A 23,500-nucleotide genomic window follows, 5' to 3' on the forward strand; every position below is an offset into this window, starting at 1 on the left:
AACGTATATGGCATTCAGCTTCGGACATGCGCACTATGGGACGCGTGTCTGGCCGCCATCGTAGAAACTTCAATTCCAAGGGAGCGGGCGTCGTCGGAGGTGCGATGGCGATAGTCGTCGTAATTGCGGGGACGTACGTGGGCTATCAACACGTTGCCGACTCCTCTTGCACCGGCTCAGTGAACCTGACTGTCGCCGCGACCCCCGAGATCGCCCCTGCCATCAAGCAGGTCGCCGAGCAGTGGCGCCAAGGAGGCGCCGAGGTCGGTGGCACCTGCGTCACGGTGACCGTGGACGCGCAGAACGCGTCGACGGTCGCCGGCGCCGTCTCGCGTGACCACTCGGTCTCGCTCGTCGGCCTCGACCCCGCGCCCGACGCGGTCCAGGCGCCCGACGTCTGGGTGCCCGACTCGACGACCTGGCTGCAGCGCCTGCAGACCGAGGCCGCCGGCTTCCTGCCCAGCGAGGTCACCTCGGTCGCGCAGAGCCCGCTGGTCCTGGCCGCGCCCGAGCCGGTCGCACAGCAACTGGGCTGGCCGAGCAAGAAGATCGGCTGGACCGATCTGATGGGCAACTTCACCTCCGACGAGCCGCTGGCCGTCGGCATCATGAACCCCACCGTGGACGCCTCCGGGCTCACCAGCCTGCTGGCGATCAGCCAGGCGGTCGGCGCGAACACGCCGGAGGGGGCCGAGGCCAAGACGCGGGCGATGACCGCCCTGTCGACGAACAAGTTCCAGCTTCGCGAAGAGTTGATGGCGAAGTTCCCCAAGTCGCAGGCCGACCTGGCCAACTCCGACTCGGTGCTCCTGGCGCCGGTGTCCGAGGAGGACGTGGTGGCCTACAACGCCCAGCGTCCGGCCATCCAGCTCAGCGCGATGTACCTGGAGCCGAGCCCGGCGCCGCTCGACTACCCGTACACGATCATGCCGCAGCTGGTCGACCAGCAGAAGTCGGCCGCCGCCAAGGGCCTGCTGGAGCAGCTCACCGCGGCCGCGGCCAAGGACACGCTCGCCGCGGCGGGCCTCCGCGCCCCCGACGGTACCTACGGCGCGAGCTTCGCGGCTCCGATGGGCGCCCCGCAGGCCTCGCCGGCGGTCGCCGCCACCGCCAGCAAGTCGGCGAGCGGTGGCACCGCCGCCGCGGCCGGCAGCGGTGCGGCCCTCAGTGCGGTGGTCGGCAGCTGGATCGCCATCACCACGCCGGGCCGGGCGCTGACGGTGTTCGACACCTCGGGCTCGATGGCGATCAAGGTGCCGACCGCGAACGGCGCGAGCCGGGCTCAGGTCACGCAGGCGGCCGCGCGGACGGGTCTGGGCCTGTTCAGTGACAAGTGGTCGGTCGGCGTGTGGAAGTTCTCGACGAACGAGGACGGCGAGAAGCCCTACAAGCAGTTGGTGCCGATCAGCGCGCTGAGCACGGGCCGCCCGGCGCTGCAGTCGTCGATCGACAAGCTGAACCCGACGGAGACCGGTGGCACCGGCCTCTACGACACGCTCCTGGCCGCGTACAGCCACGTGAAGAAGGACTGGACCAAGGGCAAGATCAACTCGGTCATCCTCTTCACCGACGGCAAGAACGACTACGCCGCGGGCCTCAAGCAGGACGTGTTCCTCAGCGAGCTCAAGAAGCAGCTCGACCCCACCAAGCCGATCCGGGTGATCCTCATCGGCATCGGCAACGAGGTCAGCGAGCAGGAGCTCAAGACCATCCAGTCGGTGGACGAGAAGAACTTCGGCGTCTTCATCGCCGATGACCCGACCAAGATCACCACGATCTTCGCGCAGGCGATCGGTTCGCGTACCGGCGTGAAGTAACCCCTCGAGCCAGGCACGCCGCGGCCGCCGTCCGACCGGACGGCGGCCGCGGTCTTTCCCGGTTCAGCGTCCCTGCCGGGCAACCGGTCCGTCCGTTCTTCTTCGGCGTACGCCCCCCCGCGCCCCCATCGCACGCAAGAGGCCCCCACAGGAGCCGTCAGGTGAGACGGCGGAGCCAGGTGGCGGGATCCTCCCGTACCCCCCGGATGATCGTGTCCGCCGCTCCCCGCATCGCCGCGTCGGCCCCGAGCGACGCCGGCCGCAGCACGACCGGCGCGAGCGCCGAGGTCAGCACCCGCGCCCGCAGCTCGGCCTCGATGCCGTCGCGCAGCGAGGCGAAGATCGGCGCATAGGCCCCGCCAAGCACGATCACCGGCACGTCGAGCAGGTTGACCACCGCGGACAGCGCGATGCCGAGGGCGGCCGCGGCGAGCGGCTCCCCGGCGTCGAGGGCTTCCTGCCCGGCGTACTGTTCGAGGCAGCCGCGCGCGCCGCAGCGGCAGGGCCGCCCGTCGGGATAGACCGTGACGTGCCCGATCTCCCCGCTCCAGCCGCGCACTCCGCGGTAAAGCTCGCCGTCGAGGACCAGCCCGGCGCCGATGCCGATCTCGCCGGAGACGTAGAGGAACGAGTTCTCCTCCCCGGGGCGCGAGTGGCCGGAGCCGGCGCCAGGGGGAGAGTGGTGCCCTGCCGGGTCGCCGCCGGCCACCCGCAGCTCGCCGAGCGCGGCGAGGTTGGCCTCGTTGTCCACGGTGATGGGCAGGTCGGCCAGTTCGGGGATGCCGAGCAGCGCCTGGACGGCGTCGACGTCCTGCCAGCCGAGGTTGGGCGCCACCCGGACCAGCCCGCCGGCGACCAGGCCGGGGACGGCGAGCGCGGCTCCCGCGACGATCAGGCCGTCGGTCTCGGCGGCGTGCCGGGCCCGGGCGGCGAGCGAGCCGAGCGCGGCGAGGGCCTGCGCCGGGTCGGCGGGCCGCTGGTCGGCGTGCTCGACGTGCCGGTGGCGGACGGCGCCGGTCAGGTCGACGACGCAGGCCGCCAGGTAGTCGACGTTGATCTCCAGGCCGAGGCCGGCCGGCCCGGTGGAGGTGAGTGCGAGCCCGGCCGCGGGACGGCCGGCGCCGGTGCGCGGTGGCGGGTCGACCTCGACCAGCAGCCCACCGGCCAGGAGGTCGTCGACAAGGGCGGAAACGGTCGCGCGGGTGAGTCCGGTGGCCGCTGAGACTGCTGCCCGAGATGGCGGATTCGCACTGTTTGCCACAGTGTGCAGCACCAGCGCGAGATTATGGGCGCGCACGCTGGACTGGCGCACCGGTGTCGTGGAGGCGCTCAACACGCCCTTGACAGTGCCACACCGCGGTCAAATAATTCAACCAATAAACAAATCCCCGTCGTTACGCACTGTTTCGTGGAGGTAACCCGTGTCCGTCCAGGCCACACGCGATGACAAGTTCTCCTTCGGTCTCTGGACCGTCGGCTGGCAGGCCCGTGACCCGTTCGGTGACGCCACCCGCCCGGCCCTCGACCCGGTCGAGGCGGTGCACAAGCTCGCCGAGGTCGGCGCCTACGGCATCACGTTCCACGATGACGACCTGGTGCCGTTCGGCGCCGACGCGCAGACCCGCGACGGCATCGTCGCCGGCTTCAAGAAGGCGCTCGACGAGACCGGCCTGATCGTCCCGATGATCACCACCAACCTGTTCACCCACCCGGTGTTCAAGGACGGCGGCTTCACCAGCAACGACCGCTCGGTCCGGCGCTACGCGCTGCGCAAGGTGCTGCGCCAGATGGACCTCGGCGCCGAGCTGGGCGCGAAGACCCTGGTGCTGTGGGGCGGCCGCGAGGGCGCGGAGTACGACTCGGCCAAGGACGTTCAGGCCGCCCTCGACCGCTACCGCGAGGCGCTCAACCTGCTCGCACAGTACTCGGAGGACCGCGGCTACGGCTTCCGTTTCGCCATCGAGCCGAAGCCGAACGAGCCCCGCGGCGACATCCTGCTCCCGACCGCCGGTCACGCCATCGCGTTCACGCAGGAGCTGGACCGTCCCGAGCTGTTCGGCATCAACCCCGAGGTGGGCCACGAGCAGATGGCCGGCCTCAACTTCACCCAGGGCATCGCCCAGGCGCTGTGGCACGGCAAGCTCTTCCACATCGACCTGAACGGCCAGCACGGCCCGAAGTACGACCAGGACCTGGTCTTCGGCCACGGCGACCTGCTCAGCGCGTTCTCCCTGGTCGATCTGCTGGAGAACGGTGGCGTCGACGGCGCCCCGGCCTACGACGGCCCGCGCCACTTCGACTACAAGCCGTCGCGCACCGAGGACTTCACCGGCGTCTGGGAGTCGGCCAAGGCCAACATCCGGATGTACCTGCTGCTCAAGGAGCGGGCCAAGGCGTTCCGCGCCGACCCGGAGGTCCAGGAGGCGCTGGCCGCGGCCAAGGTGGCCGAGCTCGGCACGCCGACCCTCAACGCCGGCGAGACCTACACCGACCTGCTCGCCGACCGGTCCGCGTTCGAGGACTACGACGCCGACGCCGCCGGCGCCCAGGGCTACGGCTTCGTCAAGCTCAACCAGCTCGCGATCGAGCACGTTCTCGGGGCCCGCTGATCATGGCTCTGGTGGCCGGGATCGACAGCTCCACCCAGTCCTGCAAGGTCGTGATCCGTGACGCCGAGACCGGCAAGCTGGTCCGGCAAGGCCGGGCGGCGCATCCGGACGGCACCGAGGTGCACCCGGACGCCTGGTGGTCCGCGCTCCAGCAGGCGATCGTCCAGGCCGGCGGTCTGGACGACGTGGCCGCCGCCTCGGTCGCCGGGCAGCAGCACGGCATGGTCGCGCTCGACGAGTTCGGTGAGGTGGTCCGCCCGGCTCTGCTGTGGAACGACACCCGCAGCGCCGGTGCGGCCGCCGACCTGATCGCCGAGCTGGGTGGCGGCGACAAGTGGGCGGACGCGGTCGGCATCGTGCCGGTCGCCAGCTTCACTCTGACGAAGCTGCGCTGGCTGGCCCGCAACGAGCCGTCGAACGCGGCCCGGGTGGCCGCGGTCTGCCTGCCGCACGACTGGCTGACCTGGAAGCTGTCCGGTTCGACGTCCTTGAGCGACTTGCGCACCGACCGCAGTGACGCCAGCGGCACGCTCTACTGGTCGGCGAAGACCAACGAGTACCGGCACGACCTGCTGGAACTCGGCTTCGGGCGTTCGCTGATCGTGCCGGAGGTGCTCGGCCCGACCGGGATCGCCGGTCGCCTGCCCAACGGCGCGCCGCTGGGGCCGGGCGCCGGTGACAACGCGGCGGCGGCTCTGGGCACCGGTGCGCTGCCCGGCGACGTGATCGTCTCGATCGGCACGTCCGGCACCGTCTTCGCCTCGTCGGAGGTCGCGCCGAACGACCCGACCGGCACGGTCGCCGGCTTCGCCGACACCACCGGCCGGTTCCTGCCGATCGTGGTCACGCTCAACGCGGCCCGGGTCCTCGACGCGGCCGCCAGACTGCTGAAGGTCGACCACGACGAGCTGTCCCGGCTGGCGCTCACCGCGGAAGCGGGCGCGGACGGCCTGGTTCTCGTGCCCTACCTGGAGGGCGAACGCACCCCGAACCGGCCGGACGCGACCGGTGCGATCCACGGGCTCACCCTGCGGACGTCGACGCCGGCGCACCTGGCCCGGGCCGCTGTCGAGGGCATGCTCTGCGCCCTCGCCGACGGGCTGGACGCCCTGATCGCTACCGGCGCCCAGGCGAGGCGGATCGTGCTGGTCGGCGGCGGGGCGCGCAGCGAGGCGGTCCGCCGCATCGCGCCCGCGCTCTTCGGCAGGCCGGTCGTGGTACCGCCGCCCGGCGAGTACGTCGCCGACGGCGCGGCCCGCCAGGCAGCGTGGATCACCGTGGGCGGGGACGTTCCGCCCGCCTGGTCGGCGGAGACCCCCGCGGTGTACGAGGACACGAGCGTCCCGTTGATCCGCGCCCAGTACGCGTCCGCCCAGCACGCGGTCCTGGACCGTCCCCGGTAACCCACCGCGGCCGGCTGCCGGCGCTGTCTCCCGCGAGCTGAGACAGCACCGACAGCCGGCCACCGCCTCGGATTCTGTTCGAGGATTTTCGTTGTCGCGTGGCCGTCGCGGCATCTACGTGCACAGGAACACCGGTCGACGTCCCCCTCGGCCGTCATCCCCTGTACGTAGGAAGGACCGCAATGGCAGAGAGAAAGTCCCGCAATCGGGCACTGCTCGGTGTCGCGGCCGCACTGGTCGTACCGGCCGGGCTCGTCGGCGTTTCGATGTTGCCGTCGAACGCGGCGGCCGCCCCGACCGCGGGCAGCACCTATCAACTGGTCGTGAAGAAGAGTGGCAAGTGCCTCGATGTGCCGGCCGCGTCGACGGCGAGCGGCGCGTTGCTGCAGCAGTGGGGTTGTTCGCCGGGTGCGGCCTGGCAGCAGTTCAAGCTGGTCGCGGCGGGCGGCAATGTTCTGCTCCAGAACGTGAACAGCGGTATGTGCCTCGACGTGCCGGCCGGCTCGAAGTCGTCGGGTCAGCGGTTGCAGCAGTGGGGTTGTGCCGGCTCGCAGACCAACCAGCAGTGGAGGGTCGCGGCGTCGGGCGCCGACACGTTCCAGATCATCAACGTGAACAGCGGCCTGTGCGTCTCCGACCAGGGTGCCTCGACCGCGAGCGGCGCGTCGATCATCCAGGAGACCTGCACCGCGAACAGCAACAAGCAGTGGGCGTTCACGCCGGTCACCGGCAGCGGCGCCACGCCCGCCCCGACCGCGACGGCCACCACCGGCGCCTTCACGGTGGCGTCGGACGGTTCCGGGACGTACAGGACGGTGCAGGCGGCGATCGACGCGGTCGGCGCCGGCAACGCCGCCCGTAAGACGATCACCATCAAGCCCGGCACCTACCGGGAGATCGTGACCATCCCGGCGAACAAGCCGTTCATCACGCTCCAGGGCGGCGGTGACTCCTCCGACGACGTGGTGATCGTCAACAACCGCAGCAACGCGGGCGGTTACGGCACCTCGGGCAGCGCCACGCTCTTCGCCAACGGCAAGGAGTTCAACGCCACCAACCTGACGATCTCGAACGACTACGGCGAAGGTTCCCAGGCGGTCGCCGCGAACCTCAACGCCGACCGGCTCGTCTTCGACAACGTCCGGTTCCTCGGCGCCCAGGACACCCTGCTGGTCAACAGTGGTCGCGCCTACGTCAAGGGCGGTTATGTCGAGGGCACCGTCGACTTCATCTTCGGCGGCGGCACCGCGGTCTTCGAGGGCACGAAGATCTACCAGAAGCGGATCAGCGGCGGCCCGATCACCGCGGCCAAGACCGATGCGGGCAACGCCTACGGCTTCCTGTTCTACAAGAGCACCGTGACGGGCGTCGCGAACAACGTCACCCAGCTGGGCCGCCCGTGGGGCCCGAACGCGCAGGTCGTGTTCCGCGAGTGCGACCTGAGCGCCACGATCAGGACCGCCCAGCCGTGGACCGACATGTCGTCCAACTCCTGGAAGAACGCCCGGTTCTTCGAGTACGCGAACAGGGGCCCCGGCGCCACCACCAACAGCAACCGTCCGCAGATGAGCGCGACCACGACCGCCGGCGTCACCTCGCGGAAGAGCGCGGTCACGGCCGCCGCCTTCACCCCGCAGAAGTTCCTCGCGGGTTCGGACGGCTGGAACCCGGCCACGCCGGCTCCGGCGGCAGCCCCCACGGCGACGTCGACCACCGCCCCGGCAGCGTCGGCCGGCCGTGCCTGGGCCTCGGCCCCGGACGGCTTCGCCTCCACCGGCGGCGGCACCACCGGCGGCGCGGCCGGCGCCACGGTCACCGTCTCGTCGCTGGCGGATCTGACGAAGTACGTCACCGCGACCGAGCCTTACGTGATCAAGGTGGCCGGCGCCATCACGATCACCCCGAAGGGCACCGAACTCAAGGTCACGTCGAACAAGACCATCGTCGGCGCCGGCACCAGCGGCGAGATCGTCGGCGGCGGCTTCTTCCTCGGCGCCGGCGTCAGGAACGTCATCATCCGGAACCTGACCATCCGGGACACCGAGATGACCGAGGACGACCCGGGCGACAAGACCTACGACTACGACGCCATCCAGATGGACACCGCGGATCACATCTGGATCGACCACAACAAGATCACCCGGATGAACGACGGCATGATCGACAGCCGTAAGGACACCACGTACCTGACGGTGTCCTGGAACATCCTGGACGACGGCAACAAGGCGTTCGGCATCGGCTGGACCGACAACGTGACCGCGCGGATGACGATCCACCACAACTGGATCAAGAACACCAGCCAGCGCAACCCCAGCACCGACAACGTCGCCTACGCGCACCTCTACAACAACTACCTGCAGAACATCACGTCGTACGGCAACCTGTCGCGCGGCGGCACGAAGATGGTTCTGGAGAACAGCTACTTCGACAAGGTCGCCAACCCGTACAACGTGGACGACCTGACGAAGGGCCAGCTCAAGCAGAGCGGCAGCATCGTCATGAACTCCACCGGCAAGCAGGTGACGAACGGCCCGGCGTTCACCCCGAGCAGCTTCTACCCGTACACCCTGGACGCCGCCGCCGACGTCCCCGCGCTGCTCGGCAAGTACGCCGGCCCGCAGGCGAACATCGGCAACTGATCATCCCCCGAGCGATGGGGGAGAGCGGCGCCGCGTGGGGTGGCGCCGCTCTTCCGCATCCGCTCCGCGTGCGCGGCGTCAAGCCCCAGCCGGCCGCCGGCGCTGTATCGGGTGAGGGTCGGGGTGTGGCGCTCGGCAGGAGGATGTCAGGGCTAACGTTCACCGGATGACGGGCAAAGGCGGCACGGCACACCGCGTCTACAGCGTGGTGGTCTTCGTCGTCCTGGCCGCCCTCGACAACATCGCGATCGGCATCGTCCCGCCGCTGTACGACAGCATCGGCACCGAACTCGGGGTCAGCGAGGCGCACATCGCGCTGGCCACCACGATCATGTTCCTGATCAGCGCGGTCGCCGCCATCGGATTCGCCTATCTGGGCGACCGCACCGATCGCAAGCCGGTCCTGGTCGGCGGCACGGTGATCTGGGTGATCGGCACCGCCTGGTCCGGGCTGGCCGGCGACTACGTGCAGTTCCTCCTCGCGCAGATGCTGGCGGCGTTCGGGCTCGGCGGGGTCGCCTCGGTCAGCTTCGCGGTGGTCAGCGACCTGATCTCGCCGAAGCGGCGCGGCCTGGTGATGAGCTTCTGGGGGCTGTCGCAGGGCGTCGGCACGCTCTCCGGCACGCTGGCCGGCGGCATCCTGGGCCACGACGACTGGCGGCGGCCGTTCCTGGTGACCGCGGCGGCCGGGCTGGTCGCCACCGCGGCATACCTGTTCACCTTCAACGTGCCGCGCGGCGACAGCCAGCCGGAACTCGCCGGGATCGAGTACGACGAGCGGATCCGGCACGAGGATCTGCCGGTCATCCTGAAACGGCGCACCAACATCTGGCTCATCCTGCAGGGCGGCACCGCGCAGATCGCCTTCGGTTCCCTGGTGTGGCTGCCGGCGCTGTTCCGGGCCCGGGCCGTGGACCAAGGCTACACCGCCGACACGGCGGTGCTGATCGGCAGCGTCTTCGCCACGGTCTTCCAGCTCGGCGCGGCCCTGTCGATCCTCGGCGGCCTGGCCGGGGATCGGCTGCAACGGCGTACGCCCCGCGGCCGGGCACTGGTCGCCTCGATCGGCGTGCTCTCGGCCGTACCCTTCTATGTGGTGTTGTTCTTCATCCCGATGAAGATCACGGTGCCGGACGGCGCCGGGACCGGAGCGGTGATCCGCGGTGTCCTCACCAACGTGGTGACCGAGCCGACCGTCGCGATCTGCCTCGGCGTCGCGGTGTTCGCCCTGATGCTGACCTCGGCGAACTCGCCGAACTGGTTCGCCATGATCGCCGATGTGAACCCGCCGCAGCATCGCGGCACGGTCTACAGCCTCGGCAACCTGGTCAACGGCGTGGGCCGGGCCGGCGGCAACGTGCTGGTGGCGGTCGCGTTCCGCGGGCTCGCCGGGGCGTTCCCGCCGCCGCTGAACTACGCGGTCGGGCTGGCCGCGTTCCAGGTGTTCTTCATCCCGACCGGGATCATGTACTGGCTGGCCAGCAGAACGGTGGCGGCGGACATGGCCGGAACGCACGCCGCCCTGCTGGCTGTCGCCTCAGAACATCACCCGGACGCCTCAGAACGCGGCCGGGACGCCTCAGACGGTGGCCCAGACGGTGACGTCGGTGGGGACGCGGCCGTCGGCGTCCAGGGGCTCGCTGCTCAACAGGATCCGGGCCCCGTGCGGTAGGGACACCGGCTCGGCGCCGAAGTTCGTCACCACGGTCACGTCGCCGTTGCGGAAGGCGAGCGCCTCCACGTCGCCGGCCAGCCAGGCCAGCTCACCCGAACCCAGTTCGTGCTCGCGCCGGGTGGCCAGCGCCGACCGGTACAGCTCGTAGGTCGAGCCCGGCACGTCCACCTGGCGGTCCAGCGCGTACTCGGCCCAGACCGCCGGCTGCGGCAGCCAGCTGGCGTCGGTCGGCCCGAAACCGTAGGACGGGGCGTCCGCCTCCCACGGGATCGGCACCCGGCAGCCGTCCCGGCCCCGTTCGGCGTGCCCGGACCGCTCCCAGGCCGGGTCCTGCCGGGCCTCGTCCGGCAGCGTGGTGTGTTCCGGCAGGCCCAATTCCTCGCCCTGGTAGAGGTATGCCGAACCGGGCAGTGCCAGCATCAGCAGGGTGGCCGCCCGGGCCCGTCGCAGGCCGAGGCCGGTGTCCGGCTGCGGGTCGCCGATCCCGATGCCGGGACGTCGCCCGGTGCCGGCCGGGAAGCCGAGCCGGGACGCGTGCCGCACGACATCGTGGTTGGAAAGCACCCAGGTGGTGGTCGCCCCGACCGCGCCGGTGGCGGCCAGCGAGGTGTCGATCACCTCACGCAGGTCGGCCGGCGTCCAGGGCGCCTCCAGGTAGGGGAAGTTGAACGCCTGGTGCATCTCGTCCGGGCGGACGTACCGGGCGAGCCGCTCCTCGGGCTGTACCCAGGCCTCGGCGACGAGGATCCGGCCGCCGGGGTAGCCGTCGAGGACGGTCCGCCACTGCCGGTAGATGTCGTGCACGCCCTCCTGGTCCCACATCGGCGGCGGCGGGCCGACCGAGTCCAGGCCGCCCAGGATCACCGACGGCGCGGTCCAGTCGGTCAGGGCGGCGTCCTTGATCAGGCCGTGCGCCACGTCCACCCGGAATCCGTCCACTCCCCGGTCCAGCCAGAACCGCAGCACGTCGAGGAACTCGGCCCGGACCTCCGGGTGATCCCAGTTCAGGTCGGGCTGGGAGACGTCGAACAGGTGCAGGTACCACTGGCCGTCCGGCAGCCGTTCCCAGGCGGACCCGCCGAAGACGCTCTGCCACGAGTTGGGCGGTTCCTCGCCGTCGCGGAAGATGTAGCGCTCCCGCTCCGGGCTGCCCGGCCCGGCCGCCAGCGCGGCCCGGAACCACTCGTGTTCGCTGGACGTGTGGTTCGGCACCAGATCCACGATGACCTTGAGGCCCAGGTCGTGTGCCGTGGTGATCAGCTTGTCGGCGTCGCCGAGGGAGCCGAACCGCTGGTCGACGCCGCGGTAGTCGGCCACGTCGTAACCGGCGTCGTGTTGCGGGCTGGGATAGAACGGGGACAGCCAGACGGCGTCGACACCGAGCCGCCGCAGCTGGGGCAGGCGCGCGGTGATGCCGGGCAGGTCGCCCATGCCGTCGCCGTCGGAGTCGGCGAAGGACCGTGGATAGATCTGGTAGATGACCGCGTCGCGCCACCAGGTGTCAGTAGGCATGGCCCCCACGATAGGTCGGGGCTCGTGCTCAGTCGTCGAGGATGGCCGCGAATCGTTCCTCGGCCAGGTCGAGCTGGTCCAGGATGTGCTCCTTCGCCTGGGTGGAGAGCGGGGTGTCCGGGCGCCCGACCAGCTCCCGCAGCTTGGGAACGAGCGGACGGTACTTCTGCGCCGATCGGTACGCCTTGTCCGGCGTGGTGTGGATGACCCCCACCCCGTTGTCGGTGAAGTCGGAGATCTTGATGACCCGGGCCCACGGGTCGTGCTCCAGCTTCTCCGCGACGTGGATGCGGTACTGCTCGTGCTTGTCGCGGTCCGGGTCGTACTCCGGGTTGGTGACCGAGCGGACCAGTTCGGCGACCCGCGGGTTGAACCGGCGGGCCAGCTCGGCGAGCGCCGCCTCGGTCAGCTCGGTGTGCGAGGCGTCCGGCTCCATCCCGCCCAGTTCGGCCGGGTGGTCCTCGACGGCGTCGTGCAGCAGCGCCGCCACCAGCACGTCGATGTCGCGCACCCCGTAGTAGCGGATGATCCGCAAGGTGACCCGGAGCAGGTGGTTCAGGTAGGGCTCACGGACCCGGCGGTCCGCGGCGTGCAGATCGGAGGCGAGAGTGAGGGCCTCGGTCAGCTGCTTGCGCTCGCCGGCGGGGAACGACTCCAGTTCGAGGGCGAACCGGTCACGCAGGCCGGCCTCCCCGTACACCTCGGTGATGGCGTGCAGTGGCATCGAGAGCAGCATCCTTGGCGCCATGTCGAGAAGGTATACCGGATCACGGCTCTGATGGGTTCCGGTCAGCTCCCCGACGTGGCGGGTGGCACGACCGGCGCGGGCGAGGGGGACGGCCGGGGCGACGACCGTGGCCCGGGAGAGGGACGGCTGCCGGCGGCGGCACGACTGCTGGCGACCGCGCGGGCGGCCGGGGTGAGCCGGATGGCGCCCATCGACGCCTGCTTCAGCGACCAGGGCGGCGGAGTCTCGGCGTGCACGCCGCGTTTGGGGGTGCCGGCCCCGTCGGTGAACTCCTCCTCGGTCATCGCCTGCAGGGCGCTCAGCGCCACGCCGACGATGGTGGCCGTGGTGATCAGGATGATCGGGACCAGCATGGTGAGCGGCCGGATGCCGCCCCTGCTGGTGGCCTCCGGATGCAGCTCGATCGACATGGCGGCCATCCCGGTGTAGTGCATGCCGCAGACCGCGAAGGCCATCACCGCGGCGGCGCCGGTGACCTTGGCCCAGCCGCGGACCGAGATGGCGAACCAGAGCGCCACCGTGCATGCCGCGATGGCGATCAGGGCCGAGGCGACCACCAGGACGGGGGAGTAGTGGATGGTGGCGGAGAGGCGGATGCCCTCCATGCCGGTGTAGTGCATCGCGATCACGCCGGTGCCGGTGAGCAGGCCGGCCCCCATGGTCCTGCCGACACTGCGGTTGCCGTGCCCGACCAGCATCAGGCCGATTCCCACGGTCATCACCGCGAATACCAGGCTCAGCAGGGTGTGGATGATGTCGTACCGGACCGGGCTGGCCGGCACGTCGAAGCCCAGCATCGCGGAGAAGTGCATCAGCCAGATGCCGCCGCCCCCGATGGCGAACGCGGCGATCGCCAGCCACCGGTTGCGCCGGCTGCGGTTGTGCGCGTCGCGGGCCCGGGCGGTGCAGAGCAGACCGAGGAACGAACCGAGGAAGGCGAGCAGGTAGGCGGCGATCGGGTTGTAGGCGCCGTAGGTGAAGTGATGGACGTCAGCCACTGGGCTCGCTCCGCGAAAGAATCGGCGATCGTTCGCGGGGATTGAGTCAGATATCAGCGCCTGTCCAACGCACCTTGTGTGCGTCAGTGCCCCGAAAGAGGACCGGGGTCACCGCGGCTATGTCCGGAACGGACCAGGCCGCGGCAACCCCGGTTCAGGCTCGGCTGAATGGGCTGACTAGGGGGATCAGGTGAAGATGCTGACGCCGCCGGGACCGACCAGCAGGCCGACGATGATCAGCACAACACCCCAGAGGATCTGCCGCCGGAACAGGGCGAGTACACCGGCGACCACGAGGATTACGGCGAGAATCCAAAGCAGTAGGTCCATGTCCTGTAAATACCCGGACCCTCGAATTCGGAAACCTCGCCTCAGGCGGGCACGAGTTCCGCATCCACCGATTCGGAGAGCAACTGGTACACGTTGTACGCCTGCTTGATGACCGGGTGGGCGACGTTGCGCACCGGCACCCCACCGGGCGTACGGCCACGCTCCGACCCGTGGTGCGCGTGCCCGTGCAGGGCCAGCGCGGTCGGCGCCGAGTCGATCGCGTTCCCGAGCTGGTAGCAGCCGAGGAACGGGTAGATCTCCAGCGGCTCGCCGACCAGGGTCTCCGGCACCGGCGCGTAGTGGGTGAGGGCCACCAGCGCGTCACACGTCACCGAGCGCAGCGCCTCGCCCAGCCGGGCCGCGATGTCCTCGGTGGTGCCGACGAAGTTCTTCATCTCGCGCTCACCGAAGTTGCTCGCGCAGGCCCCGGCGAACCCGCCGCCGAAACCCTTGGCGCCGGCGATGCCGAGCCGGTGCCCGCGAATCTCCAAAACCGTCGTGGAGCACTCCAGCACGGTGATCCCGGCGTCGGTGAGCACCTCGGTGACCCGCTGCTGCTGGTCGGTCTGATGGTCATGGTTGCCGAGGACCACCACCACCGGTACGGCCAGCCCGCCGAACTCCGTCGCGAAGCACTTCGCCTCCTCGGGCGTCCCGTGCCGGGTCAGGTCGCCGGCGATCAGCAGCGCGTCGGCCCGGTCGGGCAGTTGTTCCAGGGCGGGCCGGTAACGGCCCACCACGTCCTTGTCCACGTGGACGTCGCCCACGGCGGCGATCCGGATCATGAAATCTCCTCCACCTCGCTCGGCGCCTGCGCCCGGGTGATGCCGATGTCACAGGTGATCTCGATCTCGGGGAAGTGCGAGGTGACCTGCCGGCAGATCTCGTCACGCCGCTGGCCACTCTCCACCTCCCCGCTCAGCACCACCTGGTTCTCCCGGCGGTGCACGGTGATGCCCTGCTCAGCGACGCTGTCGTGCTCGGTGAGCAGGCGCTGGATCTCAGCTTCGAGATCGATCTGCTTCGTCATCTCATCCCCCAACCTTGAGTTCCCGCTCGCCGCCGGGGAACGACACGACGTCCAGCCGGTCCAGCAACACCAGGAACGCCTCGGCGTACGGCGAACTGGTGGTCTCCCGGCGGACCCGGTCCCAGTCGATCTGCTCCCGCAGTGAGCGGGCGACCGGCAGCCCGGTCGCGAAGTCGCAGTAGTGCTGGCTGTAGCTGAGCAGCTTGTGCACCATGAGCCGGGTCGCGGAGAGCACCGGCATGTAGATCGCCTCGACGGAGATCTGCTCGGTGTCACGCAGCGTCTCCTCGTCCACCGGGGACTCCACCGGCCGGTAGATCAGGTCCGCCATACGGCCCTCGTCGTAGACCTTGACCAGCCAGTCCTCAGGGGGCTGTTCGGTCTCGAATCCGACCGCGGCCAATTCCTGCAGGGCCCGGTCCTTGTCCTGCTCGCGGATCAGGAAGTCCACGTCGTGATCGCTGGAGTAGCCGCCGCGGGCGTACACCGCGAAGCTCCCACCCAGCGCGAAGGGAATGTCCGCGCTCTTCAGCGTCGAGGCGACGCGCTTCAAGGTGATGGCCAGTCCCTCATCCACACGGTGCGGCATGACGACCCTCCTGTCCCGTTCCGGTGGGTGAACGACTACCCGGAGTCGCGGCACCTTGAACCCTCGCGATCATTCTGGAGGACCGAACCACGCTCGCGGTGCGAAACAGAACGTGCAGGACCGGGCTACCGTCAGTTGGTATGGCCCTCGTCGCGCAGTCCGGACCGTCTCCCACCGCCGCCCGAGGTCCCCGTCGTGTGCCGCGCACCATCGCGCTGGTCGGCATCGACGGCTCCGGCAAGACCACGCAGGCACGTCTCCTCGCTGCCGAGATGCTCGCCGCGGGGCACCCCGCGGCCTATCGCCAGAACGCCGGCGGGCGGCACTGGTTCGGCCGGCTCGCGGTCCTCGTCGGCCGCAGTGACGCCGAGGACCTGTTCGGCCGCCGTGGCACGCTCGCGCTCGAGTCGGTGCTCCGCTGGCTCGCCATCGCCCGGACCCTGCTGCGCCGGGCCGTCCGCCGGGAGGTCGCGGTGATGGACCGGTACGCGGTCTGCCAGTTCGCCAGCCTCCGCGCCCACGGCGCCCGGCCCTGGGCGGAGTGGAGCGCCCGCCTGGCCTACCGGCTCTTCCCCCGGCCGGACGTGACGTTCCTCCTCTCGGTCGACCCGGAGGTCGCCCAGGAGCGGATCGAGCGGCGCGGTTACGACACCGAGACGATGGACTACCTGCGGGCCGCGGCCGACGCCTACCGCTCCCTGCCGGAGTACCCGACTTTCGTCGTGATCGACGCCAACGGCACTCTCGAGCAGGTCACCAAGGCGCTCAAGGCCGAGATCGGGCTGGATCAGGCCTGACCGTAAACAGGAATCTGAGCGCCGGTGGTCGGGCCCGAGGCGTCCGAGGCGAGGAAGAGCACCACGTCGGCGATCTCGGCCGGGCTCACCCAGCCGCTGGGGTCGGCGTCCGGCATGGCGGCCCGGTTCGCCGGGGTGTCGATCACGCTGGGCAGTACGGTGTTGCAGCGCACCCGCTGCTTGCGGTACTCGACGGCGACCGCTCCGGCGAAGGCCAGCACGGCGGCCTTGGCGGTCACGTAACCGGCCGCGCCGGGGAACGGGGAGACCGCGGCGCGCGACGAGACGCAGACCACCGAGCCGCCACCGGCCGTGACCAGGTGCGGCAGGGTCGCCGCGGTGATGAGGTACGTGGGCCGCAGGTTGACCGTCAGCATCGCCTCGAAGTCCTCGACCGGGGTGTCGGCGACCAGGCCGCTTCCGGCGTACCCACCGACCAGGTTGACGACCGCCCGCAGCGGGGCCTCCGGGTCGCCGGCCGCCACGTCGGCCGCGGCCTGGACGTCGGCCCGAACCGTCAGATCGGCGTCCACCGCGATCGCTCCCTCGGGGAGCCGGCCGGCCGTTCCCGGCCGCACCGGGGCCACCACCCGCCAGCCGGCGGCCAGGAACGCGCTGATCGTGGCGGCGCCGAGTCCGCCGGTACCGCCGGTCACCAGAGCCGTACGCGTGGAAATCATGCGACTAGCCTGTCACACCCTCGTGAGTGTGCTTTTCCTCACTCACCCTCGGACATGGGCGCCACCTGGGAATGTTCCGGGCGGATCCGGCGTCACCCGTGCGGGCGATCGGAGAAGTGGCGTGGTGAGGCGCATTGTGACCGATGGTCCTGTTCGGCCCGGCGGACCCGGGATGTTTCGCGGGGCGTTTGTTTCAGGCTCGTCGTTGCCCGGCCGATGCTGCACATGAACCCCAGGAGCACAAAGCCCGTACTCCAGGGTGACGAGTATCGCGGGGCCCGGGGTGATGCCCGTCGCTGTGACGATGAGAGGCCGATGGTGTCATGAAGCGAGTAGAGGGTATCCGATCGTCTGCACGACGATCGCGACGATGCCGGATTCAGCTTCCGCGCACTGGGCTCACAGGTACCACCCAGGCATTCGTGACACTTTCGATCCACCAGCCGGAATCAGTGCGGCCAGCAATTTGTTGTGTAGATGTCAGCAACCGCAATGCACGAGCTGCGGACGTTACGGGAGAGGGCTGATGGACGCAGGTAATGCCCGTAACAGGGTTAGTGACGGCAATGAGGGGACCGTGGGCAACGTGGAGAAGAACACCGTGATGCGTACCGATCAGGTTGCCGAAGAGCGCGACCTCGTCGGAGTCTACCTGCACGAGATCTCCCGGACGCCGTTGTTGGACGCCGCGCGGGAGGTCGAGCTCTCCAAGGCGATCGAGGGCGGCCTCTACGCCGAGCACCTGCTCGAAACGGGCGAGGTCCGGCGCGGTGTCAGCCGGGAGGAGCTGGAGCGCCTCGTCGCCGAGGGCCAGCGCGCGAAAGACCTGTTCATCCGAGCCAACCTCCGCCTGGTCGTCTCCATCGCACGCCGCTACGTGCGGTCGGGCATGCCGATGCTGGACCTGATCCAGGAGGGCAACACCGGCCTGGTCCGCGCCGTCGAGAAATTCGACTACGAGCGCGGTTACAAATTCTCCACCTACGCCACCTGGTGGGTGCGTCAGGCGATCAGCCGCGCCATCGCTCAGCAGGAGCGCACCGTTCGGCTCCCCGTGCACCTCGTCGAGGACGTCAACCGGATGCGCAACGTCACCCGGCAGCTGGTGCGCGAGCTGGGCGCCGACCCGGAGCCCGACCAGATCGCGGCCGCGCTGGGCGTGACCGTCGAGCGGGTCAACGAGCTCACCCGCTGGGCGCAGGACACCGTCTCGCTGGACACCCCGGTCGGCGACGACGGCGACACCAACCTCGGTGACCTGGTGGCCGACAGCGACGCCCCGAGCCCTGAGGAGATCGTCCTCAACGCGCTGGAGCGTCAGCGCATCGAGGGCCTGCTCAACCACCTGGACGACCGGTCGGCCGGCATCATGCGGGCGCGGTACGGCCTGGAGGACGGCCGCGAGCACTCGCTGACCGAGGTGGCCTCCCGTTTCTCACTGAGCCGCGAGCGGATCCGTCAGCTGGAGATCCAGGCCCTCGGTCGGCTGCGCGAGCTGGCTCGGGCCGAGGGCCTGCAGGCCGCCTGACAGGCCCACTGAAACGATCAAGGCCGGCACCCTCGCGAGGGGGCGCCGGCCTTTTCCGTGTCTTTGGTGGTGCGGGGGTCCGGCAGGCCCTGAGGCGCCGTCCCAACGACGTTGAGACGGCCCTGAGAGCCGGCCGGACCGATCGCCTACTTGATCCGGCCGTAGCCGTTCGGCGTCATGATGTTCATCGTCCGATGCAGCACGTCCCGGCCGGCTGACGGCGCGTCGATTATCTTGCCGCCGCCGACATAGATGGCGACGTGCTGATTCGATCGATAGAAGATCAGGTCGCCCGGCTGGAGGTCGGCCTTGCTGATCCGGACGGTGGCGCTGTACTGCGCGGCGGCATTGTGAGGCAGTGACTTGCCCGCCGCCGCCCAGGCTGCCGAGGTGAGACCCGAGCAGTCGTAGGAGTTCGGTCCCGCGTCGCCGAAGCCGTACGGCTTGCCGATCTGGTTGAACGCGAAGGTGACCGCCTTGCCGGCCGATCCGGGGATGCTCGGGATCGTGCCCGCGTAGGAACCGGTGTCCTCGGTCTTGCTGCCGAAGGCGGTCTCGCGCATGTCGTACAGATCCTTGAGGTCGCCCTCGATCTTCTTCTTGCGCGCTTCCAGCTCCTTGACCTGGGCGGTCTGCTTGTCCTGGGTCTGCTGGAGCGCGGCCTTCCGGTCAGCGAAGGACTGCGTGGTCTCGGTGTAGGCGTCGATGTCCTGCTGGTTCGTCCGGGAGAGCTGTTCCAGGATCGCCAGGCGTTCCACCAGGGTGTCGGAGTTGCCGCTCACCAGCACGGTCATCGGGCCGGTCCGGCCCTGCATGTACGTGGTGGTGGCGATGGTGCCCACCTGGGCCGTGGCGGCGGCGAGCGCCTCCTGAGCCGGCTTCAGGGAGGCTTCCAGCTTGACGGCTTCGGCCTTGGTGTTCTTCAGATCGAGTCGCATCTTGTTGTACGACTCGGTGACGTCCTCGAGCTTCTCCGATGCCGCGTCGATCTTCTTCTTGAGCTCGTCGGCGGACGGAGCCGCATTCGCGGCCGTCGCTCCTGACGCGGTGATCGCGAATGCCGTCAGCGCGACCACGAGCGCCCGGAACCGGGTTCGGGGGTGTGGCACTGGTCAGGGGGCCTTTCTTCCGCTTGGCCGCCTACCGGGTGGGTGGGACCGTCGGGCTGGAAGAGAGGCCCTGTCCACGTTTTGCTTCCCGGGCCGGTTCGCGTCGACCGGCGCCCTGGGGAAGGCGCCTGATCGCCGCGCGTCAATCGGCGGCGTGGACCGGCGCCACCCGAGGGGTTGTGGCTGCGGACCGGACCAACCGCATTAACTTATCGACGGAAGAAAAGAAATCAAGAGCCGGCCGAGCGAAATCTACTAATGGCCGGAATTGAGGTAATAGTCCCGATAACGGGCTGTTATCTGATCGCCGCTGAGCGTGAATTCGGCGTTGCCATCCGGACTATTCGCTCACGCGGAGGCGGGGGCGGGCACCCAGTGACGGGTCACCTGACGCTCGGCCCAGAACGAGAAGAACGGGATCGTGCCGGCCAGCATGACGAGCACCATCCGGCCGAACGCCCACTTCGCCCGGCGTGCCAGGTCGAAGGTGAGGACCAGGTAGACCATGTACAGGAAGCCGTGGAACGGGCCCACCGTCTCGACCACGATCGGGTTGTCGGCCGGGCCGTACTTCAGCGGCATGCCGACGACGACGAGGGCGATCAGGACCACGCCGACGATCCAGGCGATGATCCGGTAACGGGTGAGGGCTCCCTGCACGGCGGGTGACTCCTAGTTTCTCTGTGGTGATGCGGCTCTATCTGGTGATGCGGCCGGGATAGTCGGCCGGGCGTGCGCCGGGATGAGCGGCGAGCCACGTCAGGTAGTCGTTGTAGGCGTCGAGTTCCGGATCGGACACGTCACCGTCGCCGGCCGGCCGGACCGCGACCCGGACCGGGCGGCCCAAGGCGACCGGCGCGCCGGGAGCGGTGGGGACGCGCGGCGGGGCCGTCTCCTCCGGTGTGGTCACCGGCTCGCCGGCGGCCTTGCGGCGGGCCAACTGGACCTCGCGCACCCAGATGAAGACGACGAAGCCCCCGAAGACCGGCCACTGGAACATGTAGCCCCAGCTGATCGAGTTGCCGTCGGCGGCGCGGCTGTACTGCCACCAGCCGAGCAGCAGGCAGCCGGCGGTGAGCACGAGCGCCAGCAGATGACGGGCCATCCACGCCGGAGTCCACAGCCCTTTCATGCTCCCGAGAGTACCGGCGGGTTTGGCCCACTTCCGCTCGGGCAACCGTGCTGGCGAGCGAAGCCGATCGAAACGGAGGCGCACGACGATGGAAGCGCGGTTGGAAGAAGGGGCAGCGGTGAACTTCGACACCGGCATCGACCCCGCGGGCCTGGCCGACGACGATCTCTTCCGGGAACTCGCCAGCCTCTACCGGACCCGGCTGCAGACCCTGCGGCACGGCCCGGACGCGGCGCTGGAGAACCACTTCAAGCGCACCGCGGAACTGGAGACCGAGTACATGGCGCGTTACCCGGGGCGAGAGGTCGATCCCGGCCGTCTCACCCAGGCGTTCTAATGGCGTTGCTGCGACGCCGGCTGTCCCGGGTGGCCGGGGAGTACGCGCCGCACGAGCACCGGCCGCTCGACGGCTACATGGTCGCGATGGGCGCCTTCGGGGCCATGGCCGGCGCACTGGCGGCGGCCGCGAAGATCAGCGGGCGGCCGGTGCCCGAGCGTCCCGCCATGGCCGACGTGGCGCTGCTGTCCATCGCCACGCACAAGCTCAGCCGACTGGTCGCCAAGGACGCGGTGACCAGCCCGCTGCGCGCCCCGTTCACCCGGTACTCGGAACCGGCCGGGGCGGCCGAGCTCAACGAGGAGGTCCGGGACGGGGGCAGCAGCATCCGGCACGGTGTCGGCGAACTCATCACCTGCCCGTTCTGTCTGGCCGTCTGGGTGTCCACCGCGCTGACCGGCGGGCTGGTGCTCGCGCCACGGCTGACCCGGCTGGTCGCCACCGCGCTGACCGCCACGGCGGTCTCCGACTTCCTCCAGATGGGGTACTCGATCGCCAAGGAGAAGGCCGAGGGCGACTGAGTGGCTTCGGGGGGCCCTAACCGGCTTCGGGGCTCTGGCCGGCGCTGGAAGGCCTCTGATCAGAGAGCTCTGATCAGAGGGAGAGCGCGGGTCAGAGATTGAGGGCGCGCAGCGCCTCGGCGGCCTCGTCCTGGGCGTACTCGCCCTCCGGCAGGGCGTCGATGCGCGTCAGAACGGGCGCCGGGAGGTCCGCCGCGATCGCCCGGCGTTGCAGGTCTCCGCTGGTCAGCCGTTCCTGGGCGTCGTAGGCGGCGTCGAGGAAGGCGTCCAGCTCACGGATGTCGTCGGTCACGGCGGGAGGTCTACCCGAGGACCCCTCGGCCAAACACCCGGCCTGTAATCCAGGTCACATGCTCTCATGGAATCACGGTCCGGTGCCGACGGTTGTGAACGGATGCCGGTGTGTCATGTGTCCCCGGGCCTCACCCAACGCCTGCACGGAATACCGTTCGGCTGGAGCCGTGTTGAGCCACTCGCCGCGAGGCGACCTGCACACCGGCATTCGCGCCGCCTCTCGCTTCGGCGAGGGGCGGCGCAATACTTTCCGCCCCACCGGTGAACCCTTCACCCGGCAGCGGGCCGATGTCCCCCTGTCGCCGAATCCGTCCGCCTGCCCCCGGGCGGGGGCCCTCGCCACATTGCGGAGGCTCCGTCCGCCTGTGCCGGGTGGGTGGGGCCGTCGCCGCGTTGCCGAGGTTCCGTTTCCGGCCGCGCGGCCCGGGTACCCGGCACCCCATGACCGACGAGCGCACCGCGCGGCGTGCCGCGGACCTCTTGCCAGAGGAGACCACGGCCGGCAGCGACGACCCGCAGACCCAGGCCGAAGCCATCCTCGCCGACTCGGACGAGCGTGAGGAACACCCCGGCGCGGCCCCCGGCTCATTTCGCGAGAACCGCACATCCGACGAGACGGTTTAAACCGGCAACACCCCCCTATAGGGGCACCTCGTCGCGCACGATTGCGGATAGACGTGGCAATATCCGTCGGGTGTCTGCCCCGAAACGTCGTGTCCCGGCCGCGCAGCGTGGCGCCCGGCTGACCAGGCGCACCCCCGCTGACGGCGCCTCCCCCTCCCCGTCGCGCCGCCTCGCCGCCGGCCCAGCCCGGCACTCCGCCCTCCTGGGCGGGACGCCCGGCGGCTCTCCCACGGACGGCCCACACCCGGTGGAACTCGCCGGTCTCCTGCACGAACTCACCGTCCGCCTGCTCTCGGCCGACTCGCTGGAACAGGCCCTGGACCGGCTCGCCGCCCTCGCGGTGGCCGCCCTGCCGGGTGTGCGGCGCTGCTCGGTCGTCCTGATCGGCGAGGGCGGGCCACTCACCGAGGCGGCCGCCGGGCCGGCGGGTGAGACCTTCGACCGTCTGCAGTACGCCGGAAGCGCCGGCCCGGGACTCGAAGCGGCCCGAACCCGGCTCGTGGTCACCTCCGCCGACCTGGGAGCCGACGACCGGTGGCCGGACCTGCGGGACGCTGCCCGCGCCGACGGGCTGCGAGCGGTCGCCGCGATCCCGCTCGACGTGCGGCGCACCGCCGTCGGCGCGGTCAGCGTCTACCCGGAACGCGGCGCCGAGGTGGAGCCGGCGGTGCTGGTGACGGCGATGGCGCTGGCCGGGCAGTCCGCGGTCCTGCTCGGGGAACTGCACCGGCGGGAGGCGCTCACCGAGGGCGCCGAGGTGGACCGGGCGGTCGGCGTGATCATCGCTCAGCGCGGCTGCGGCGTGCAGGAGGCCTACGCCATCCTTCAGGAGAGCGCCCAGCGCCTCGGACTGCCCCGCGGCGCCGTCGCGGGTCGCCTGGTCGCCGCGGCAGCCCGCAACGCTGAGCTTGCTGGCTCCGCTTCGCTCCGCGGCAAACGCTGAGCTTGCTGGCTCCGCTTCGCTCCGCGGCAAACGCTGAGCTTGCTGGCTCCGCTTCGCTCCGCGGCAAACGCTGAGCTTGCTGGCTCCGCTTCGCTCCGCGGCAAACGCTGAGCTTGCTGGCTCCGCTTCGCTCCGCGGCAAACGCTGAGCTTGCTGGCTCCGCTTCGCTCCGCGGCAAAACGCCT

Annotated in this window: 24 protein-coding genes; 11 read left to right on the forward strand and 13 right to left on the reverse strand. The window is 70.1% G+C overall.

What is annotated here, in order from left to right; genetic code table 11:
* Positions 1–179: 179 nt before the first annotated feature.
* Positions 180–1,817: a substrate-binding domain-containing protein gene (locus QLQ12_RS25435; RefSeq protein WP_282762963.1), complete on the forward strand. Its 1,638-nt coding sequence runs from the start codon at positions 180–182 to the stop codon at positions 1,815–1,817.
* Positions 1,818–1,974: 157 nt separating this feature from the next.
* Here the strand turns inward: QLQ12_RS25435 and QLQ12_RS25440 are convergent, their stop codons facing one another.
* Entirely contained in the window at positions 1,975–3,150 is a 1,176-nt protein-coding gene (locus QLQ12_RS25440; RefSeq protein ID WP_407651571.1) for an ROK family transcriptional regulator, read from the reverse strand.
* A gap of 88 nt (positions 3,151–3,238) precedes the next feature.
* Here QLQ12_RS25440 and xylA point away from each other — a divergent pair, with 88 nt between their 5' ends.
* The 4 genes from xylA (at position 3,239) to QLQ12_RS25460 (ending at position 10,140) form a co-directional block, all read left to right on the forward strand.
* Positions 3,239–4,426 (forward strand): xylose isomerase, encoded by a 1,188-nt coding sequence (gene xylA, locus QLQ12_RS25445; RefSeq protein ID WP_282762965.1) that lies wholly within the window; start codon positions 3,239–3,241, stop codon positions 4,424–4,426.
* A gap of 2 nt (positions 4,427–4,428) precedes the next feature.
* Positions 4,429–5,829 (forward strand): xylulokinase, encoded by a 1,401-nt coding sequence (gene xylB / locus QLQ12_RS25450; protein ID WP_282762966.1) that lies wholly within the window; start codon positions 4,429–4,431, stop codon positions 5,827–5,829.
* Between the two features lie 182 nt (positions 5,830–6,011).
* Positions 6,012–8,468 carry a pectinesterase family protein gene (locus QLQ12_RS25455; RefSeq protein WP_282762967.1) on the forward strand — a complete coding sequence of 819 codons (2,457 nt, stop codon included), beginning with the start codon at positions 6,012–6,014 and terminating at the stop codon, positions 8,466–8,468.
* A gap of 166 nt (positions 8,469–8,634) precedes the next feature.
* Positions 8,635–10,140: an MFS transporter gene (locus QLQ12_RS25460; protein ID WP_282762968.1), complete on the forward strand. Its 1,506-nt coding sequence runs from the start codon at positions 8,635–8,637 to the stop codon at positions 10,138–10,140.
* On the opposite strand, the gene QLQ12_RS25465 is transcribed toward QLQ12_RS25460, so the two are convergent.
* The 7 genes from QLQ12_RS25465 to QLQ12_RS25495 all read right to left on the reverse strand — a co-directional run bounded on the left by QLQ12_RS25465 (position 10,048) and on the right by QLQ12_RS25495 (position 15,350).
* Positions 10,048–11,655, reverse strand: coding sequence for a glycoside hydrolase family 13 protein (locus QLQ12_RS25465; protein ID WP_282762969.1), 1,608 nt, complete (start codon positions 11,653–11,655; stop codon positions 10,048–10,050). The genes QLQ12_RS25460 and QLQ12_RS25465 overlap by 93 nt on opposite strands.
* 28 nt (positions 11,656–11,683) lie before the next feature.
* On the reverse strand, positions 11,684–12,403 hold the full coding sequence (locus QLQ12_RS25470) for an HD domain-containing protein (protein ID WP_282762970.1): 720 nt from the start codon (positions 12,401–12,403) through the stop codon (positions 11,684–11,686).
* 41 nt (positions 12,404–12,444) lie between these two features.
* A complete protein-coding gene (locus QLQ12_RS25475; RefSeq protein WP_282762971.1) occupies positions 12,445–13,401 on the reverse strand; it encodes an MHYT domain-containing protein in 957 nt (318 codons plus the stop codon).
* Positions 13,402–13,587: 186 nt separating this feature from the next.
* The gene (locus QLQ12_RS25480) at positions 13,588–13,731 is read right to left on the reverse strand and encodes a GPGG-motif small membrane protein (RefSeq protein ID WP_170167261.1); all 144 of its coding nucleotides are present in this window, start codon (positions 13,729–13,731) and stop codon (positions 13,588–13,590) included.
* Positions 13,732–13,772: 41 nt separating this feature from the next.
* Positions 13,773–14,516 carry a metallophosphoesterase family protein gene (locus tag QLQ12_RS25485; RefSeq protein WP_282762972.1) on the reverse strand — a complete coding sequence of 248 codons (744 nt, stop codon included), beginning with the start codon at positions 14,514–14,516 and terminating at the stop codon, positions 13,773–13,775.
* Positions 14,513–14,761, reverse strand: a complete 249-nt coding sequence (locus tag QLQ12_RS25490) for a hypothetical protein (RefSeq protein ID WP_282762973.1) — start codon at positions 14,759–14,761, stop codon at positions 14,513–14,515. The genes QLQ12_RS25485 and QLQ12_RS25490 overlap by 4 nt, the downstream gene beginning before the upstream one ends.
* A 1-nt stretch (position 14,762) precedes the next feature.
* Positions 14,763–15,350, reverse strand: a complete 588-nt coding sequence (locus QLQ12_RS25495) for a nucleotidyltransferase domain-containing protein (RefSeq protein ID WP_282762974.1) — start codon at positions 15,348–15,350, stop codon at positions 14,763–14,765.
* A 140-nt stretch (positions 15,351–15,490) separates the two neighbouring features.
* On the opposite strand from QLQ12_RS25495, the gene QLQ12_RS25500 reads away from it, so the two are divergent.
* On the forward strand, positions 15,491–16,147 hold the full coding sequence (locus QLQ12_RS25500) for a dTMP kinase (RefSeq protein WP_282762975.1): 657 nt from the start codon (positions 15,491–15,493) through the stop codon (positions 16,145–16,147).
* Here the strand turns inward: QLQ12_RS25500 and QLQ12_RS25505 are convergent.
* The gene (locus tag QLQ12_RS25505) at positions 16,138–16,827 is read right to left on the reverse strand and encodes an SDR family NAD(P)-dependent oxidoreductase (protein WP_407651564.1); all 690 of its coding nucleotides are present in this window, start codon (positions 16,825–16,827) and stop codon (positions 16,138–16,140) included. The genes QLQ12_RS25500 and QLQ12_RS25505 overlap by 10 nt on opposite strands.
* A gap of 526 nt (positions 16,828–17,353) precedes the next feature.
* Between QLQ12_RS25505 and QLQ12_RS25510 the strand changes: the two genes are divergently transcribed.
* Positions 17,354–18,355, forward strand: coding sequence for a sigma-70 family RNA polymerase sigma factor (locus QLQ12_RS25510; RefSeq protein ID WP_282762976.1), 1,002 nt, complete (start codon positions 17,354–17,356; stop codon positions 18,353–18,355).
* Between the two features lie 146 nt (positions 18,356–18,501).
* Here the strand turns inward: QLQ12_RS25510 and QLQ12_RS25515 are convergent, their stop codons facing one another.
* The 3 genes from QLQ12_RS25515 to QLQ12_RS25525 form a co-directional block, all read right to left on the reverse strand.
* The gene (locus QLQ12_RS25515) at positions 18,502–19,464 is read right to left on the reverse strand and encodes a C40 family peptidase (protein WP_282762977.1); all 963 of its coding nucleotides are present in this window, start codon (positions 19,462–19,464) and stop codon (positions 18,502–18,504) included.
* A gap of 348 nt (positions 19,465–19,812) precedes the next feature.
* Positions 19,813–20,124: a DUF3817 domain-containing protein gene (locus tag QLQ12_RS25520; protein WP_282762978.1), complete on the reverse strand. Its 312-nt coding sequence runs from the start codon at positions 20,122–20,124 to the stop codon at positions 19,813–19,815.
* 37 nt (positions 20,125–20,161) lie between these two features.
* Entirely contained in the window at positions 20,162–20,596 is a 435-nt protein-coding gene (locus QLQ12_RS25525; protein WP_282762979.1) for a hypothetical protein, read from the reverse strand.
* An 88-nt stretch (positions 20,597–20,684) separates the two neighbouring features.
* Here QLQ12_RS25525 and QLQ12_RS25530 point away from each other — a divergent pair, with 88 nt between their 5' ends.
* Together QLQ12_RS25530 and QLQ12_RS25535 are read left to right on the forward strand one after the other, a co-directional pair.
* Positions 20,685–20,933, forward strand: a complete 249-nt coding sequence (locus QLQ12_RS25530; protein WP_282762980.1) for a DUF6158 family protein — start codon at positions 20,685–20,687, stop codon at positions 20,931–20,933.
* Positions 20,933–21,454, forward strand: coding sequence for a DUF1360 domain-containing protein (locus QLQ12_RS25535; RefSeq protein ID WP_282762981.1), 522 nt, complete (start codon positions 20,933–20,935; stop codon positions 21,452–21,454). The genes QLQ12_RS25530 and QLQ12_RS25535 overlap by 1 nt, the downstream gene beginning before the upstream one ends.
* Before the next feature lie 91 nt (positions 21,455–21,545).
* On the opposite strand, the gene QLQ12_RS25540 is transcribed toward QLQ12_RS25535, so the two are convergent.
* Positions 21,546–21,746: a hypothetical protein gene (locus tag QLQ12_RS25540; RefSeq protein WP_282762982.1), complete on the reverse strand. Its 201-nt coding sequence runs from the start codon at positions 21,744–21,746 to the stop codon at positions 21,546–21,548.
* A gap of 443 nt (positions 21,747–22,189) precedes the next feature.
* On the opposite strand from QLQ12_RS25540, the gene QLQ12_RS25545 reads away from it, so the two are divergent.
* Together QLQ12_RS25545 and QLQ12_RS25550 are read left to right on the forward strand one after the other, a co-directional pair.
* Positions 22,190–22,372 (forward strand): hypothetical protein, encoded by a 183-nt coding sequence (locus QLQ12_RS25545; RefSeq protein WP_282762983.1) that lies wholly within the window; start codon positions 22,190–22,192, stop codon positions 22,370–22,372.
* 70 nt (positions 22,373–22,442) lie between these two features.
* Complete coding sequence (locus QLQ12_RS25550) at positions 22,443–23,315, forward strand: GAF and ANTAR domain-containing protein (protein ID WP_282762984.1); 873 nt, start codon at positions 22,443–22,445, stop codon at positions 23,313–23,315.
* Positions 23,316–23,500 lie beyond the last annotated feature (185 nt).

This window comes from Actinoplanes sandaracinus (genome assembly GCF_030009775.1).
GTDB classification, from domain to species: Bacteria; Actinomycetota; Actinomycetes; order Mycobacteriales; family Micromonosporaceae; genus Actinoplanes; species Actinoplanes sandaracinus.